General features: G+C 63.6%; 15 protein-coding genes, 1 tRNA gene and 1 pseudogene. 12 read left to right on the top strand and 5 right to left on the bottom strand.

Features of this window, described 5'->3' with window-relative positions:
• Nucleotides 1-8: 8 nt before the first annotated feature.
• Nucleotides 9-227 carry a hypothetical protein gene (locus NKH80_RS10005; RefSeq protein ID WP_352991335.1) on the bottom strand — a complete coding sequence of 73 codons (219 nt, stop codon included), beginning with the start codon at nucleotides 225-227 and terminating at the stop codon, nucleotides 9-11.
• 210 nt (nucleotides 228-437) lie between these two features.
• The gene (locus NKH80_RS10000) at nucleotides 438-1355 is read right to left on the bottom strand and encodes an alpha/beta fold hydrolase (protein ID WP_352991332.1); all 918 of its coding nucleotides are present in this window, start codon (nucleotides 1353-1355) and stop codon (nucleotides 438-440) included.
• 719 nt (nucleotides 1356-2074) lie between these two features.
• On the opposite strand from NKH80_RS10000, the gene NKH80_RS09995 reads away from it, so the two are divergent.
• Both NKH80_RS09995 and NKH80_RS09990 read left to right on the top strand, forming a co-directional pair.
• Nucleotides 2075-2671 (top strand): TetR/AcrR family transcriptional regulator, encoded by a 597-nt coding sequence (locus tag NKH80_RS09995; protein ID WP_352991330.1) that lies wholly within the window; start codon nucleotides 2075-2077, stop codon nucleotides 2669-2671.
• A 77-nt stretch (nucleotides 2672-2748) separates the two neighbouring features.
• Nucleotides 2749-3324 carry a DUF308 domain-containing protein gene (locus NKH80_RS09990; protein ID WP_352991327.1) on the top strand — a complete coding sequence of 192 codons (576 nt, stop codon included), beginning with the start codon at nucleotides 2749-2751 and terminating at the stop codon, nucleotides 3322-3324.
• Between the two features lie 76 nt (nucleotides 3325-3400).
• Here NKH80_RS09990 and NKH80_RS09985 read toward each other — a convergent pair.
• A tRNA-Ser gene (locus tag NKH80_RS09985) sits at nucleotides 3401-3490 on the bottom strand.
• A 338-nt stretch (nucleotides 3491-3828) separates the two neighbouring features.
• Here NKH80_RS09985 and NKH80_RS09980 point away from each other — a divergent pair.
• The 3 genes from NKH80_RS09980 (at nucleotide 3829) to NKH80_RS09970 (ending at nucleotide 5612) form a co-directional block, all read left to right on the top strand.
• A complete protein-coding gene (locus NKH80_RS09980) occupies nucleotides 3829-4536 on the top strand; it encodes a 50S ribosomal protein L21 (RefSeq protein ID WP_352991324.1) in 708 nt (235 codons plus the stop codon).
• Nucleotides 4537-4634: 98 nt separating this feature from the next.
• Complete coding sequence (rpmA, locus tag NKH80_RS09975) at nucleotides 4635-4904, top strand: 50S ribosomal protein L27 (protein WP_023678077.1); 270 nt, start codon at nucleotides 4635-4637, stop codon at nucleotides 4902-4904.
• 120 nt (nucleotides 4905-5024) lie between these two features.
• Nucleotides 5025-5612: a GNAT family N-acetyltransferase gene (locus tag NKH80_RS09970; RefSeq protein ID WP_352696895.1), complete on the top strand. Its 588-nt coding sequence runs from the start codon at nucleotides 5025-5027 to the stop codon at nucleotides 5610-5612.
• A gap of 10 nt (nucleotides 5613-5622) precedes the next feature.
• Here the strand turns inward: NKH80_RS09970 and NKH80_RS09965 are convergent.
• Nucleotides 5623-6493, bottom strand: a pseudogene (locus tag NKH80_RS09965) (endonuclease/exonuclease/phosphatase family protein).
• 171 nt (nucleotides 6494-6664) lie between these two features.
• On the opposite strand from NKH80_RS09965, the gene obgE reads away from it, so the two are divergent.
• From obgE to NKH80_RS09940, 5 genes are all read left to right on the top strand, one after another.
• Nucleotides 6665-7696 (top strand): GTPase ObgE, encoded by a 1032-nt coding sequence (gene obgE / locus NKH80_RS09960; RefSeq protein ID WP_352737825.1) that lies wholly within the window; start codon nucleotides 6665-6667, stop codon nucleotides 7694-7696.
• 2 nt (nucleotides 7697-7698) lie between these two features.
• On the top strand, nucleotides 7699-8853 hold the full coding sequence (gene proB, locus NKH80_RS09955) for a glutamate 5-kinase (protein ID WP_352991319.1): 1155 nt from the start codon (nucleotides 7699-7701) through the stop codon (nucleotides 8851-8853).
• A gap of 13 nt (nucleotides 8854-8866) precedes the next feature.
• Nucleotides 8867-10153, top strand: coding sequence for a glutamate-5-semialdehyde dehydrogenase (locus NKH80_RS09950; protein ID WP_352737823.1), 1287 nt, complete (start codon nucleotides 8867-8869; stop codon nucleotides 10151-10153).
• Between the two features lie 135 nt (nucleotides 10154-10288).
• Nucleotides 10289-10876, top strand: coding sequence for a nicotinate-nucleotide adenylyltransferase (locus tag NKH80_RS09945; protein ID WP_352687105.1), 588 nt, complete (start codon nucleotides 10289-10291; stop codon nucleotides 10874-10876).
• 74 nt (nucleotides 10877-10950) lie between these two features.
• On the top strand, nucleotides 10951-12240 hold the full coding sequence (locus NKH80_RS09940) for an MFS transporter (RefSeq protein WP_352737822.1): 1290 nt from the start codon (nucleotides 10951-10953) through the stop codon (nucleotides 12238-12240).
• Nucleotides 12241-12266: 26 nt separating this feature from the next.
• On the opposite strand, the gene NKH80_RS09935 is transcribed toward NKH80_RS09940, so the two are convergent.
• Nucleotides 12267-13124 carry a mechanosensitive ion channel family protein gene (locus NKH80_RS09935; RefSeq protein ID WP_254816404.1) on the bottom strand — a complete coding sequence of 286 codons (858 nt, stop codon included), beginning with the start codon at nucleotides 13122-13124 and terminating at the stop codon, nucleotides 12267-12269.
• 238 nt (nucleotides 13125-13362) lie between these two features.
• On the opposite strand from NKH80_RS09935, the gene rsfS reads away from it, so the two are divergent.
• A complete protein-coding gene (rsfS, locus tag NKH80_RS09930; RefSeq protein WP_352701337.1) occupies nucleotides 13363-13740 on the top strand; it encodes a ribosome silencing factor in 378 nt (125 codons plus the stop codon).
• 61 nt (nucleotides 13741-13801) lie between these two features.
• Nucleotides 13802-14284: a 23S rRNA (pseudouridine(1915)-N(3))-methyltransferase RlmH gene (rlmH, locus tag NKH80_RS09925; RefSeq protein ID WP_352701338.1), complete on the top strand. Its 483-nt coding sequence runs from the start codon at nucleotides 13802-13804 to the stop codon at nucleotides 14282-14284.
• Nucleotides 14285-14339: the final 55 nt, after the last annotated feature.

Genomic DNA, 14339 nt, shown 5'->3' with positions numbered 1-14339 from the left:
TGACGTAATCAGCACCGGCTTCGTCTCGCCGCCGCAATCGCAGCCTCCTGCTGCCGCAAGCGCTCGATCTTCGCACTCTGGCGGGCAGCCACGGTCGAGGCGACATGCTGCCCTCCCAACAACCAGCCCGGAATGTTGGTGTGGACGACTTTGCCACGAGCGATGGCTGTCGCCGACATTTCGTCGGCGACAGCGCCGATCGCCACGTTGAGCTCGACGCAACTCATCTTGTCGTATTTCGCAGCATCAAAGGATGCCGGCAAAGGCGATGCGCAACGTCCGACAAACATGAGGCCGCATATCAGAGGCGTGGACGTGGAGATCGCCTTCATTCCCTTATCAAGCACATTGATGCCGGACGGGCGGATTTCCGGAGGGTTCTCGATCTCAGGCCGCGAAGCGCTCCCGAGGTTCCGCGTAACTGAAGCATGTGACCTCTACAATACCCTGTGCTGACCGACCTGTTTGTCTTCAAAGAATTCCGAGAGAGCCGCTGCCGTCCTGTCGGGGTGCTCTTCCGGGAAAAAGTGCCCGCCTTGGACAGCGCGTCCTGCCACTCTGTCGGCCCATTTCCTCCAGATGGCCAGCGGCCCGCCTTCTTGCGCATACCAGTTCTCCAGGGCGCCTTCGCCACTCCATAGCGCCAGTAGCGGACAGTCGATGCGACGACCGTTTGCGCGGTCCAACGCGTCATGTTCACGATCGATCGTCGCAGCGGCGCGATACTCTTCGCAGATGGCATGAATATGCGCGGGATCGCGAAGCGCATCAACATAGGCGTTCCTGACCTCTTTGGAGACCATTTTCGCCGACGATCCCCACTGCGTTATTGCATCGTCGACGACGGCATCGGGAGCCGCGCCGATCAGACGCTCCGGCAGGGGCTCCGGCTGGGCAAGAAGGCTCCAGGGCCAGAAGCCAAGCGCCAGTCTGGCATCCGCCCGATCCCATGTTGCGGCGGTGGGGATGATGTCGAGGGCGGCGATTTTGAGCACTTTGTCGGGATGGTCGAGCGCCAGGCGATAGGCAACCCTCCCGCCACGATCATGCCCGGCAACCATGAACCGCTCAAACCCCACTTGCTTCATGGCCTGAACCATGTCGCCGGCCATGGCGCGCTTGGCGTATGGGCTATGATCGGCAGAGGAAATCGGACATCCGCTTTGCCCATAGCCTCGAAGGTCGGCGGCGACCACCGTGAAGCGGGGCGCCAAGGCTGCGGCGATATCCCTCCACATCAGATGCGTTTCTGGAAAACCGTGAAGAAGCAGCAGCGGCGGACCGGTGCCTCCGACCCTTGCGAAAATCGTCGTATCGTCCAGTCGTAGGCTGGTGGCTCTGAAACCTGCAAACACCGTCGGCCTCCTCCGCGCCCTTAGGAAAGCTCCCTAAGGGCGCTAACGGCCGCCTGGGGCGAAAACCCCGGCCGCGATGGCCAGGGTTCAAGCCGGCCAGTTGCTAGAATCGAAACCAGACCCAAACGCGCCTGCGGAAGCACCGCCTGCGCCGATAGCCGTTTCGCCAGTAAACGCGACAGACCCTTCTCCAAGCGCGCCGGCGGCGCCGGCGCGGCCGGTGCCACCGGCGATGATAGACTGGTTGCAACTCTGCTTGAGTTTCGTCGTCGTCGAAGGTCTCGACATCCGGCGCCTCGAGTTCATCGAGAATGCCGCTTCTGGCAGTTGGAACGCCGGCCACTGCGTTGATTGGCCGAACTGTGCTTGCAAGGGCCGCGGCCCCGGCAATGCCAAACATTCCTGTCAAAAATAGTCGCCGATCCATGGAAACCTCCCAGTCTTCAACCAGCGATAGAACAAGCTGACGATGGGGAGATAGCGCAGTCGGTGCAAACGCCTAGTGCCGCACGGCGATTGGCGGTGGTCCGGTCGGCCGGAGGGTGTTGCCTCGTCCTCGAAGTGGGATGGCTAGCGGTCGACAAACACCCGGAACTTTCTGAATTGGAGGGCCGAAAACAATGAAGATCGAATGACGTCTACGCCATAGCCACGCAATTTCACGCTACTCGCGTTGCAAGGAGGCTTGACTGCCATCCTACCAGAAGGTAGGTAGAAGCATGAGCAACTTGTCTACCACCTCTGATGACATCCTGGCTTGTGCACGTTCACTGATCGTCGCTGGCGGCTACAACGGTTTCAGTTATGCCGACATTGCTGAAGTGGTCGGGATCCGTAAGGCGAGCATCCATCACCATTTCCCAAGCAAGGTCGATCTGGTTCGGACGCTGGTTGCGCGGTATCGCGAAGAAACTGAAGCGGGGATGGCAAATGTCGAACTTCACGAATCCGATCCGCTCGAACAGTTGCGGATCTATGCCGGGTATTGGGAAGCCTGCATCGCGAACGCCAGCGCCCCGTTTTGTATCTGCGCGCTGTTGGCAAGCGAGCTCCCCGTGCTGCCCGAGGAAGTTGGCCTTGAGGTCCGGGCGCATTTCCGCTCGCTGTCAGGGTGGCTGACATCGGTGATGGAGCGCGGCGCGCGGCACGGCCAGTTTCGACTGATGAGCACCCCTCGTGCCGAGGCTGAAGCGTTCATGGCGACCGTTCACGGCGCGATGCTTTCAGCACGGGCCCATGGCGATCCGAAGGCATTCGCCGTCGTGACGGGCCCGCTCCTGGAGCGGCTCCGCGCTTCCCCCCGGATACGAGCCTAGATCTCGACTAACCATAATAGCAATCGCTCTGCGACGTTCGTCGAGAGTCCCTACCTACTAGTCGAAAGGACGATCCAATGACGGTTCACAGTGGCGATCTTTCCCGCGCCAGCCAGGAACAATGGCTCAAGCTTTATTACTTCGCTCGGACGGCGTTCTCGGCTGTCTGGGTGGCGGCTGCCTTTACGATGGGACAGCATTCCGGGGTGGTCGCGGCGGTTTTGCTCGTGGCTTATCCTGCATGGGATGCCCTGGCCAATTTTGTCGACGCATCGCGCAGCGGAGGATTGGGACAGAATCGCACCCAGACCATCAACGTCGTGGTCAGTGTGGCGACAACGCTGGCGGTCGTCGTTGCGCTGAAGATGAGCATGAACTGGGTGCTGGGCGTGTTCGGCCTATGGGCGATCCTGTCCGGCCTGCTTCAACTCGGCACCGCCGTCCGCCGTTGGAAGAGCTCTGGTGCGCAGTGGGCGATGATCCTGAGCGGAGGGCAATCGGCACTGGCAGGCACGTTTTTCATCGCGCAGACGCGGATGCCGATGCCGCCATCGATCTCCAACGTGGCCGGCTATGCCGCAGTAGGCGCCCTCTACTTCCTGGTTTCGGCGGTGTGGCTGAGCGTGAGCCAATTGCGGCGGAAGGCTGCATAGGCCCGCGATCTTAAGCCATTGCCGGCGCGATGAGAGATGCTGTTACCTATGGGTCCGGAATGGACACATTCCGAAGTGGCGGAGAGGGAGGGATTCGAACCCCCGATGGGCTTGCACCCATGCCGCATTTCGAGTGCGGTGCATTCGACCACTCTGCCACCTCTCCGCGGTCATGGTCCGCCGTTGCCGGCGCGGCGCACTAGATAACGGCTGGACAGGCAGGTTACAAGGGCCAATCTGCCCCGTCGCCGCAGCTTCTGTCCCTGCTTCCTTCGAGCCTCCGGCAGCCGCTGCTCGATATTTGCAAGGTCTGGGCTCAACCCGTTCGCAGCTTGCCCGCGGCGCTTGCCTTGACTCAAGCCGAACCTTCGGTTAGGGACAGCGCGCAATCGGCGTGGAGGGATCTTCCGCGCCGCTTGTTTTTTGAACCCGCAGACTGACAAAAAGACGGCCGAACCGCCTGAAGCGGTTCATCAAGGCCGACCGAACAGCGAAAGGCAAAAAATGTTCGCAGTCATCAAAACGGGCGGCAAGCAGTATCGCGTTGCCGCCAACGATCTTCTGAAGATCGAAAAGCTCGAAGCCAATGTCGGCGACATCGTCGAGATCGGTAGCGTGCTCGCGCATGGCGAAGGCGAGAACGTCACGTTCGGCGCGCCGTTCGTCGATGGTGCGATGGTCACCGCCGAAGTCGTCGAGCAGGGCAAGAACCGTACCGTCATCGCCTTCAAGAAGCGCCGTCGGCAGAATTCGCGCCGCAAGATCGGCCATCGCCAGCTTTTGACCACCGTCAGGATTGCCGAGATCCTGCTGGGTGGCGCCAAGCCGGCGAAGAAGGCCGCCGCCAAGACCGAAGCGAAGGCCGAAGTTGCAGCCAAGACCAAGGCGAAGGCTGAAGCCGCGCCGAAGGCATCAGCGAAGGCAGAGGCTGCGCCGAAGAAGGAAGCCAAGGCCGAGACGACCGAGGACAAGGCTGCCGAAGCCGCCGCGCCGTTGTTCAAGGCGCCGAAGGGCGAGCCGGACGACCTGACCGTGATCAAGGGCATCGGCCCGGTCGCCGCCGGCCAGCTCAACGAACAGGGCATCACCACCTTCGCCCAGATCGCCAAGCTGTCCGACAAGGATGTCGCCAAGATCGACGAGCACATGCCGTTCAGCGCCGACCAGATCAAGGACTGGCGCGAGCAGGCCAAGGAATTGGCGAAGAAGTAGAACGAACCGGCGCAATCGTCGCCGGATCGGACTTGAAACGGAACGCGAACGCGTTCATAAGATCGTTTAGGCGCCTCGCGGCGCATCGGAGTAGTTAGATGGCACACAAGAAAGCTGGCGGATCGTCGCGCAATGGTCGCGACTCCCATTCCAAGCGGCTCGGCGTGAAGAAGTTCGGCGGCGAAGCCGTGATTCCGGGCAACATCATCATTCGTCAGCGTGGCACGACGTGGCATCCCGGCACCAATGTCGGCATTGGCACGGACCACACGCTGTTTGCGCTGGAAGCTGGCGCAGTCACCTTCAACAAAAAAGCCAATGGCCGAACCTACGTATCGGTGAACCCGATGACGAAGGCAGCGGAGTAGCCGGTTCCGCAAGAGAACACCGGCACCCATCTCGGGAACCGGTGTCTGGCCAAGCCAGGAAATGGATCAGGGGAGATGGGTTTCCATCTCCCCTTTTTCTTGTGCCTGGAAGACTTTGACATGGTTGCCGAAGCGGAAGCGACAGACGACGAAAGTTACACGATAGATTGCCCGGTCCTGGTCACCGAGCGGCTGGTCATGCGGCCCCCGCGTGAAAGCGACATCGAGCAATTGGTGGCGCTCGCCGACAACCGCCATGTCGCGGAAATGCTGGCCCGCATGCCGCATCCCTATGGCGAGGCCGAGGCACGCGCCTTCCTCGCCATGACAGCATCGCGCCGGGCCGGAATCGCCTATGCGCTGACGCTGGCCGGCACCGAGACCTTCGTCGGCTGTGCCGGGCTCAACACCACGGATCGTGGGCTGGAGCTCGGCTACTGGATCGGCGAGCCGTACTGGAAACGCGGCTACGCGACGGAGGCAGCGCACGCACTGGTCGACCTTGCCTTCCAGAGAACCACGATCCAGGTGCTGCACGCCTCGACGCGGGTTATCAATCCGGCCTCGCGCCGGGTCATCCACAAATGCGGCTTCCAGTATGCCGGCCAGGGCATGCTGAATTCGATCGTTGCCGGTCAGGTGCCGGTCGAACGCTACCGCCTCGATCGCAAGACCTGGACCAGCCTGCGGAACTGGGTGCATTTTTGATGGATGCGGCTCACGTCATCTCGAGCCAGACCGGCAAGTGATCCGAACCGGCCGCTTGCCGGTCGACCCACAGGCGCCTCAGCGATTTGGCAAGCGAGGCGCTGGTGAAGATGTAGTCGATGCGCTTGTAGCGGCTGGTATCGCCCGGCCGCTTGGGGTCGACCCAGGTGACGAGATCGGCGCCGGCAGCGCCGAGGCGTGTGGCAGCATCGATGGCGAGGTCGGCGGTCACCGGCATGCCGAATTCATGGTCAGGCTGGCCGGCGAGTTCGACATGTTCCGGCGATCCGGCCAGCATGTTGAAGTCGCCCATGACGACGAAAGCTTCGGGACAAGGCAGGTCCGGCAAGCCGATCTCGGCGACGCCGGAGAGCCCGCCGCCCTCGAGCGGGTATTTCAACAGACGCTGGCGCAGAAAGCGGATCTGGCTCAGGCGGTTCAACCGGGCTGCGGTGGTCGAGATGGATGGAATAGAAGCGGATCGGACCAAGCGGCGTTTCGATCAGCGCCTCCAGCGCGCCGCGCTGGAAGTTCATCGCCTCGACACTGCGGCTGCGCGGCAAAAGGAGATTGCGCGACAGATGGATCGGCGTCCTCGACAGCACCATGTTGCCGAGCTGGAAGGTGGTCGTGATGGCGCGGCCGTTCTCCAGGCGCGAGCCGGCGTCGGCTTCGAAATTGCTGCCGTAGACGGCAAAATAGTCGGGCAGCGCCTCGCCGAGGTCGGCCACCATGTCGCGGCCGCCATTCTTCGGGTTAGCGCGGGTGACCTCCTGCAGCGCGATCACGTCGGCGCCGCGCACGGCATCGGCGATACGGCCGACATCATAGCGGGCGTCGAGGCCGACGCCGTAGTGGATATTGTAAGTTACCAGCTTCATTCCGACATCTCGCGCTTGGAAAGCCGAGGATCGATTTTCGGCAAGGGTCAACCAAATGCTACGCGTCCAGAGCTACGCGCGACGTTACAGTAGCAAAAACGGCCCTCGCCCTTCGACCCGCCTTGGTTTAGAGCAATCCCGCAAAGCCAATAACAGAAACCATACAATCCGATGAAATTTCTCGATCAAGCCAAGGTCTACATCCGCTCCGGCGACGGCGGCGCCGGTTCGGTGTCGTTCCGGCGCGAAAAGTTCATCGAGTTCGGCGGTCCGGACGGCGGCGATGGTGGCCGCGGCGGCGATGTCTGGGTGGAGGCGGTCGACGGACTAAACACGCTGATCGACTATCGCTATCAGCAGCATTTCAAGGCCAAGACCGGGACGCACGGTATGGGCCGCAACATGACCGGCGCCAAGGGGGCCGACGTAACGCTGAAAGTGCCGGCCGGAACACAGGTCTTTGCCGAGGACAATGAGACGCTGATCTGCGATCTGACGGTCGTCGGCCAGCGCTTCCTGTTGGCCAAGGGCGGCAATGGCGGTTTCGGCAACCAGCACTTCAAGACCTCGACCAACCAGGCGCCGCGCCGCGCCAATCCCGGACTGCCAGGCGAAGAGCTCAACATCTGGCTCAGGCTGAAGCTGATCGCCGATGCCGGCCTTGTCGGGCTGCCCAACGCCGGCAAGTCGACCTTCCTGGCGGCGGTCACCGCGGCCAAGCCGAAGATCGCCGACTATCCCTTCACCACCCTGCATCCGGGCCTTGGCGTGGCCCGCATCGACGGGCGCGAGTTCGTCATCGCCGACATTCCGGGCCTGATCGAAGGCGCGCATGAAGGGGTCGGCATCGGCGACCGCTTCCTTGGCCATGTCGAGCGCACGCGCGTCCTTCTGCATCTCGTCTCGGCGCAGGAAGAAAATCCGGCCAAGGCCTACAAGACCGTGCGTGCCGAGCTCGACGCTTACGGCAACGGGCTGACCGACAAGGTCGAAATCGTCGCGCTTTCCCAGGTCGACATACTCGATGCCGACGCACGCAAGAAAAAGGCCGCCTCGCTGAAACGTGCCGCCGGCCGCGCGCCGATGCTGCTTTCTGCTGTCACCGGCGAAGGCGTCGAGGCGGTGTTGCGCGCGCTGATGGCTGTAGTGGCGGAGGCCCGCGAAGCTGTCGCTGCGCCGGTCGAGACGCGCTGGAACACATAGCCATGGCCGCGCAATCGCTGAAAAATTATCGGCGCATTGCCGTCAAGATCGGCTCGGCGCTGCTTGTCGACCGCACGACGGGCCTGAAGCGCGACTGGCTGGCCTCGCTTGCCGACGACATCGCCGTGCTGGCCAATGGCGGCGCAGAAATTCTCGTCGTGTCTTCCGGGGCGATTGCGCTCGGCCGCACCATCCTCGGCCTCGGCAAGCGAGCGCTGAAGCTCGAGGAGAGCCAGGCCGCTGCTGCCGTCGGCCAGATCGCCTTGGCCGGCGCCTGGTCGGATGCGCTCGGCAAGAATGGCTTGAAATCGGGCCAGATCCTGCTGACGCTCGGCGACACCGAAGAGCGCCGCCGCTACCTCAACGCGCGGGCGACGATCTCGACGCTGCTCAAGATGACGGCAGTGCCGGTCATCAACGAGAACGACACGGTGGCGACATCGGAAATCCGCTATGGCGATAACGACCGGCTGGCGGCGCGCGTCGCCACTATGATGGGCGCCGACCTTTTGGTGCTGCTTTCCGACATTGACGGGCTCTACACGGCACCGCCTGCGCGCGACCCGCAAGCTCGGTTCATTCCCGTCGTCGACCGCATCACTCCCGACATCGAGGCAATGGCGGGTGCTGCCGCTTCGGAATTGTCGCGCGGCGGCATGCGCACCAAGCTCGACGCCGGCAAGATCGCCACCGCCGCCGGCGCCGCCATGATCATCACATCGGGCACGCGGCTGTCGCCGCTGCTGGCAATCGAGCGCGGCGAGCGCGCCACCTTCTTCCGGCCGAGTGCCAATCCGGTCAAGGGCTACAAGACCTGGATCGCCGGGCAGCTCGAACCTGCAGGACGGCTGACCGTCGATGCCGGCGCCATCGGCGCGCTGCTCTCCGGCAAGTCGCTGCTGCCGGCCGGCGTCAAATTGGTCAGCGGCAATTTTGCGCGCGGCGATACGGTGGCGATCCTGTCGCCCGAGGGCCGCGAGATAGCGCGCGGGCTGGTTGCCTATGATGCCGCCGATGCCGTAAGGATCGCTGGCCTGAAGACGACCGAGATCGAAACCCTGCTCGGCTACGAGGCGCGTTCGGCCATGATCCACCGCGACGACCTTGTGGTGAGCCATGCCGGCGGCGAGCAAGTAGTCGGTGATCAGGTTGAATAGCGGAGGATGAGCCATGCTGACGCTGCATGAAAAATCCCGGGACGATACCGTGGCGCTGATGGCCGATATCGGCCGCCGCGCGCGTGCCGCGGCCCGACCGCTGGCTATCGCAGCGGCCGAGCGCAAGCACGCGGCGCTGGTCGGCATGGCTCAGGCGATCCTTCGATATGAGCAGGATATCCTCGACGCCAATGCCATCGACATCAGAAACGGCAAGGAGGCTGGCCTGTCGGCAGCGTCGATGGATCGGCTGAAGCTCGATCCCGCCCGCATCCGCGCCATGGCAGACGGTATAAATGAAATCGCCGGGTTGCGCGATCCGGTCGGCAATGTCATTGCCGCCTGGGAGCGGCCGAACGGGTTGCATATCGAACGGGTGCGCACGCCGCTCGGCGTCGTCGGCGTCATCTATGAGAGCCGGCCGAACGTGACCGCCGATGCCGGCGCGCTCTGCCTCAAGGCGGGCAATCCGGTGATCCTGCGCGGCGGCTCGGATTCGGCGAATTCTTCCGCCGCGATCCATGCCTGCCTGGTCGAGGGGCTGAAGACAGCCGGGCTGCCGGAGGATGCCATACAATTGGTGCCGACCACCGATCGCGCCGCCGTCGGCGAAATGCTGAAAGGGCTTTCCGGCAATCTCGAGGTCATCATTCCGCGCGGCGGCCGCAGCCTGGTCGAGCGTGTGCAGAACGAGGCACGGGTGCCGGTCTTCGCGCATCTCGAGGGCATCTGCCATCTCTATATCGACCGATCGGCCGATCTCGACATGGCGGTCAAGATCGCGGTCAATGCCAAGATGCGACGCACCGGGGTGTGCGGTGCTGCCGAGACGCTGCTGGTCGACCGTGCCGTCGCCGGCACGCACCTGGTGCCGATCCTCGGGGCCCTACAGGCGGCAGGCTGCGAGATCCATGCCGATGCCGAGGTGCTGAAGCTTTATTCCGACGCCCAGCCCGCGACCGATGCAGATTGGGTGACCGAATATCTCGACGCCATCATTGCGGTGAAGCTGGTCGACGGCATTGGCGGCGCGATCGAGCATATCGAGACGTTCTCCTCGCATCACACCGAGGCGATCATCGCCGAGGATGCAAAGGCCGTCGAACGGTTCTTCAACGAGATCGATTCGGCGATCCTTCTGCACAATGCCTCGACCCAGTTTGCCGATGGCGGCGAGTTCGGTATGGGCGCCGAAATCGGCATTGCCACCGGCAAGATGCATGCGCGCGGGCCGGTCGGCGTCGAGCAGCTGACGTCGTTCAAATACCGCGTACGCGGGTCGGGACAGGTGAGGCCTTGACCTTTTTCGCCGCTAGGGCTTGAAGTTTGCGCCCAGCCATCCCCCTCTGTCCTGCCGGACATCTCCTCCGCAAGGGGGGTGCTTAGCACGATGCTATCCCCTTCCGAGCATCCCGTCCCTCCGCGCTACCTCAAGATGCCGCATGCCGGGAAAGGCGTGGCGGTCGGGCTGTTCGGCGGTTCGTTCAACCCGCCGCACGCCGGCCATGCGCTGGTCGCCGAGATCGCGCTCAGACGCCTTGCGCTCGATCAGCTGTGGTGGATGGTGACGCCCGGCAACCCGCTCAAGAATGCCGGTGACCTGGCGCCGCTGGCCGAGCGGCTGCAGCTATCCGAAAAGATCGCCAAGAACCCGAAGATCAAGGTCACCGCCTTCGAGGCGGCCCACCGCGTCCGCTTCACCGCCGATACGCTGGCGCTGGTCAAGGCGCGTAACCCCGGTGTCGATTTCGTCTGGATCATGGGGGCCGACTCGCTTCGCGACTTCCACCGCTGGCAGCGCTGGCGCCGCATCGTCATGACGTTCCCGATCGCGGTGGTCGACCGGCCGGGCGCGACACTGTCGTTCCTGTCGTCGGTGGTCGCCAAGACGTTCGACTATGCCCGCGTCGACGAGGGCGACGCGCCGCGGCTCGCCCGCATGGACGCGCCGGCCTGGACCTTCATCCACGGCCCTCGTTCGTCGCTGTCGTCGAGCGCGATCCGCAAGGTGGCAAGGGGCTGAGCCAACACGGAAGGCAAGACCGCTGATGTCGCTTTTGCCGCTGCCTTGACGTGCTTGATGGGCGATCCTCGGTCATGACGATTCTCGAGCGCGACCAGGACAAGAACGGTCTAGGGCAGCCGGCCCCGTCGATCGCCATTGTCAGTATCCTCTTGTCGATGGCGCTGATCGCCGTCGGCAATGGGCTCATGTTCGCCTATATCCCAGTCCGGCTTGGCGCCGCAGGCTTCGATCCGACTTGGGCGGGGCTGATCGTCACCGGCCTTTCGGCTGGCGGCCTCGCCGGCTGCATCCTGACCGGGCCGCTGGTGCGGCGTGTCGGCCATGCCCGCGTGTTCATGGTGCTGTCGGCACTCATCGTGCTGTCCAACGCCGCGGTCGGCGCCGGGCCGCATCCCTTGCCGTGGATCGCTGCACGGGCGCTCTACGGCTTTGCCATTTGCGGCCTGTTCATCGTCGCGCAGAGCTGGCTGAACGATGTCGTTGCCAACGCCATCCGCGGCCGGGTCATGGCTATCTTCTACGTTGCCTATGTCGCCGGACTCGGCGTCGGCTATTCGACGCTGGCGTTGATCGATATCCGCGCGGCCGACGCGCCGCTGATCGGCATTGCCTTCACCGCGCTGTCGATCCTTCCCGTCGGGTTGACGCGGCTTGCGCAGCCGCCGGCGCCGCAAGCGGCGTCCGTGGCGCTCGGCCGCGCCTGGCGGATCTCGCCGGTCGGCGTTGCCGGCATGCTTGCCGTCGGCGGCCTGTCGATGACGATCTCGGGCTTTGCGCCGATCCATGCCACGGCCAAGGGCTACAGCCAGGCCGACGTCGCCTTGCTGCTTTCGGCAATGCCGGTCGGCACGCTGATCCTGCAGATCCCGCTCGGCTGGATTTCCGACCGCACCGACCGGCGCTTCGTGCTGATCGCGGCGTCGGCGCTTGCCGCCGCGGCGGGCCTGTTTGCCCTCGGTTTCGATGGCGGCGCGCTGGTGGCGCTGCTCGTCATCTACGTGGTCTGGGACGGCGCCTCGGAATCGATCTACTCTCTGGCCAGCGCCCATGCCGGCGATCGCGCCGGCAAGGACGACATGGTGGCGCTGTCGAGCTCGCTTTTGTTCGCCTGGTCGCTGTCCGGCTTCGTCGTGCCCGGCGTCGTGACCGGGCTTTCCGCCGTCTACGGCACGCAGGCCTTCATCTATGTGGCAATCGTCATTGCCGCCGCCTACTGCCTGTTCGTTCTTCGGCGAGTCGTTATGGTGCGGCCTGTGCCCGCCACCGAGACCGGCAGTTTCGCGCCGATGACGGCGCAGGCGCCGTTGCCCGTCGATCTCGCCTTCGCGCCCGAAGGTCAACGCGGGCGCGAAGAAATTTGAACACCCTCCAGCTGGCTTCAAATGCTCTATTGCCGTGTGGCTGAGGCATCCGCCTGCGGCGCTTTCGGTGCCGGCGCCGGGACCGAAAGGCCCTCGGCATCGAACGCCTGCTTGACACTCTTGGTGAGGTCGATCTGGGTGGCGAAGAAGTCGGCAGCCGCCGTCCAGTAGCGCAAGGTGATGGCGACGGTGCTGTCGCCGACGGTCGCGACAAAGGCGATCGGCGCAGGCTGCCGCCTGACACGCCGGTCGGCGGCGGCAACGCCAAGCATGGTCTTTTGCGCGAAGTCGATGTCGTTCCACGAGCCGATGCCGAGCGTGATGTCGCCGCGACGCACACCGTTGCGGGTGAAGTTGCGGACCGGCTGGTTCCATAGGGTCGAGTTGGGTGCAAGCACGTAGACGCCTTCGACCGTCCTCAGCGTTGTAGCGAACAGCCCGATCTCCTCGACGGTGCCGGATATGGCGCCGACCTCGACATATTCGCCGATGCGGAACGGCCGCAGCGCCAGCAGCATGATGCCGGCGGCGATGTTCTGCAGCGTGCCTTGCAGCGCCAAGCCGATGGCCAGGCCGGCGGCACCGATGGCGGCAATGATCGAAGCGGTCTGCACGCCGAACTGGCCGAGAACCATGATCACGACCAGCCCGAGGATGGCGTATCGGACGACCTGCGAGAAGAAATGGCGGAGCGTTTCGTCGAAGCCATGGATATGGCCGAGGCCGGCATAGATCGAACGCTCGGCGAGGCCGGCGACGATGTAGCCGATGACCAGCAGGATGACGGCGCCGACCGCCGAAAGCGAGTAGGAGACGATCAGCGTGCTGAGTTGCGCCAGGCCGGATTGCACGGTGAGGAGGGCGTTCTGGGGATCGATCGGCATGTCGGGATTCCGGTTCGTGGATGAGCCGATAACCGCTGCGGGGCGAGGCGGTTCCGATTTTCTCGCTCGAAAGCCTCATATTCGGCCGCTGCCGGGCGCCTGCTTGCGAACCATGTCTTGAAACTGCAACCTAACTCTGCCTATCTAAGCAATGTCACCTGATTTTAGAGGTGATTTGGTTGTTCTTGCTGCGAAAGGAAATACACTGAGAACAGCACTTCGGAAGAAGGCCGACATCGTGCCTTCGCCGGCCGGGATCAGCGTACACGACGCCGTGTCCCGCGCCATCAAGACAGTCCTTGCCAGTCTGGAAGACTCCAAGGCCGAAAACATCGTCTCAATCGACATTCAGGGGAAATCGAGCCTCGGCGACTACATGGTCGTCGCATCGGGCCGATCCCACCGTCATGTCTCGGCTGTCGCCGATCATCTCCTCAAGGCGCTCAAGGATGCCGGGCTTGGCACGGCGCGCGTCGAGGGGCTGGCTGGCGCCGACTGGGTTCTGATCGATTCGGGCGACATCATCGTCCATGTCTTCCGTCCCGAGGTCCGCGACTTCTACAATCTCGAAAAGATGTGGCAGGCGCCCGATCTCGAGGAGGAGACCCTCCACTGAGCCGTACTCGTCTTGATGCATGTCGTTGTCAGACATGCATCAGCGGCTCTTCGAGGCAGGGATGAAGATTACCGTTCATGCCGTGGGCCGAATGAAAGCCGGCCCCGAGAAGCAGTTGGCCGATCGCTATTTCGAGCGTTTTGCCAAGAGCGGTCCTGCCGTAGGCCTCGAATTCGCCGGGATCGTCGAGATTGCTGAAGGCCGCGCGCAGACGGCCAATGAGCGCCGGCGCGAGGAAGGCCAGAAGCTGCAGACGCACTTGCAACCGGGCACGGCGCTGGTGCTGCTGGATGAGCGCGGCAAGAACCTTTCCTCCGAGGATTTCGCCGGCCGCATAGGCTCGCTGCGCGATGGCGGGCGCAAGGCGCTGGTGATCGCCATTGGCGGCGCCGACGGCCATGACCAGTCGCTGCGCGACCTGGCTGATCTGACGGTGTCGCTCGGTGCGTTGACCTGGCCGCATCAGCTGGTCCGCGTAATGCTGGGCGAGCAGCTTTACCGGGCGGCCACGATCCTTTCCGGCCACCCCTACCATCGTTCATGAAGTCGGCTCGGTCGGCGAATTGATGCCAGCCGCCCGGATTTTTGCCCCAATGCTC

The organism is Mesorhizobium sp. M0904 (assembly GCF_040319475.1).
Taxonomy (GTDB): domain Bacteria; phylum Pseudomonadota; class Alphaproteobacteria; order Rhizobiales; family Rhizobiaceae; genus Mesorhizobium.
The sequence above is the reverse complement of the archived record's forward strand: the minus strand, read 5'-3'. Positions and strand labels throughout refer to the sequence as shown.

What these genes read in the sequence shown, in the direction of transcription:
- NKH80_RS10005 (WP_352991335.1), bottom strand. Translation starts at nt 227, where the DNA reads ATGAGTTGCGTCGAGCTCAACGTGGCGATCGGCGCTGTCGCCGACGAA.
- NKH80_RS09995 (WP_352991330.1), top strand. Translation starts at nt 2,075, where the DNA reads ATGAGCAACTTGTCTACCACCTCTGATGACATCCTGGCTTGTGCACGT.
- NKH80_RS09990 (WP_352991327.1), top strand. Translation starts at nt 2,749, where the DNA reads ATGACGGTTCACAGTGGCGATCTTTCCCGCGCCAGCCAGGAACAATGG.
- NKH80_RS09980 (WP_352991324.1), top strand. Translation starts at nt 3,829, where the DNA reads ATGTTCGCAGTCATCAAAACGGGCGGCAAGCAGTATCGCGTTGCCGCC.
- rpmA (WP_023678077.1), top strand. Translation starts at nt 4,635, where the DNA reads ATGGCACACAAGAAAGCTGGCGGATCGTCGCGCAATGGTCGCGACTCC.
- NKH80_RS09970 (WP_352696895.1), top strand. Translation starts at nt 5,025, where the DNA reads ATGGTTGCCGAAGCGGAAGCGACAGACGACGAAAGTTACACGATAGAT.
- obgE (WP_352737825.1), top strand. Translation starts at nt 6,665, where the DNA reads ATGAAATTTCTCGATCAAGCCAAGGTCTACATCCGCTCCGGCGACGGC.
- proB (WP_352991319.1), top strand. Translation starts at nt 7,699, where the DNA reads ATGGCCGCGCAATCGCTGAAAAATTATCGGCGCATTGCCGTCAAGATC.
- NKH80_RS09950 (WP_352737823.1), top strand. Translation starts at nt 8,867, where the DNA reads ATGCTGACGCTGCATGAAAAATCCCGGGACGATACCGTGGCGCTGATG.
- NKH80_RS09945 (WP_352687105.1), top strand. Translation starts at nt 10,289, where the DNA reads ATGCCGCATGCCGGGAAAGGCGTGGCGGTCGGGCTGTTCGGCGGTTCG.
- NKH80_RS09940 (WP_352737822.1), top strand. Translation starts at nt 10,951, where the DNA reads ATGACGATTCTCGAGCGCGACCAGGACAAGAACGGTCTAGGGCAGCCG.
- NKH80_RS09935 (WP_254816404.1), bottom strand. Translation starts at nt 13,124, where the DNA reads ATGCCGATCGATCCCCAGAACGCCCTCCTCACCGTGCAATCCGGCCTG.
- rlmH (WP_352701338.1), top strand. Translation starts at nt 13,802, where the DNA reads ATGAAGATTACCGTTCATGCCGTGGGCCGAATGAAAGCCGGCCCCGAG.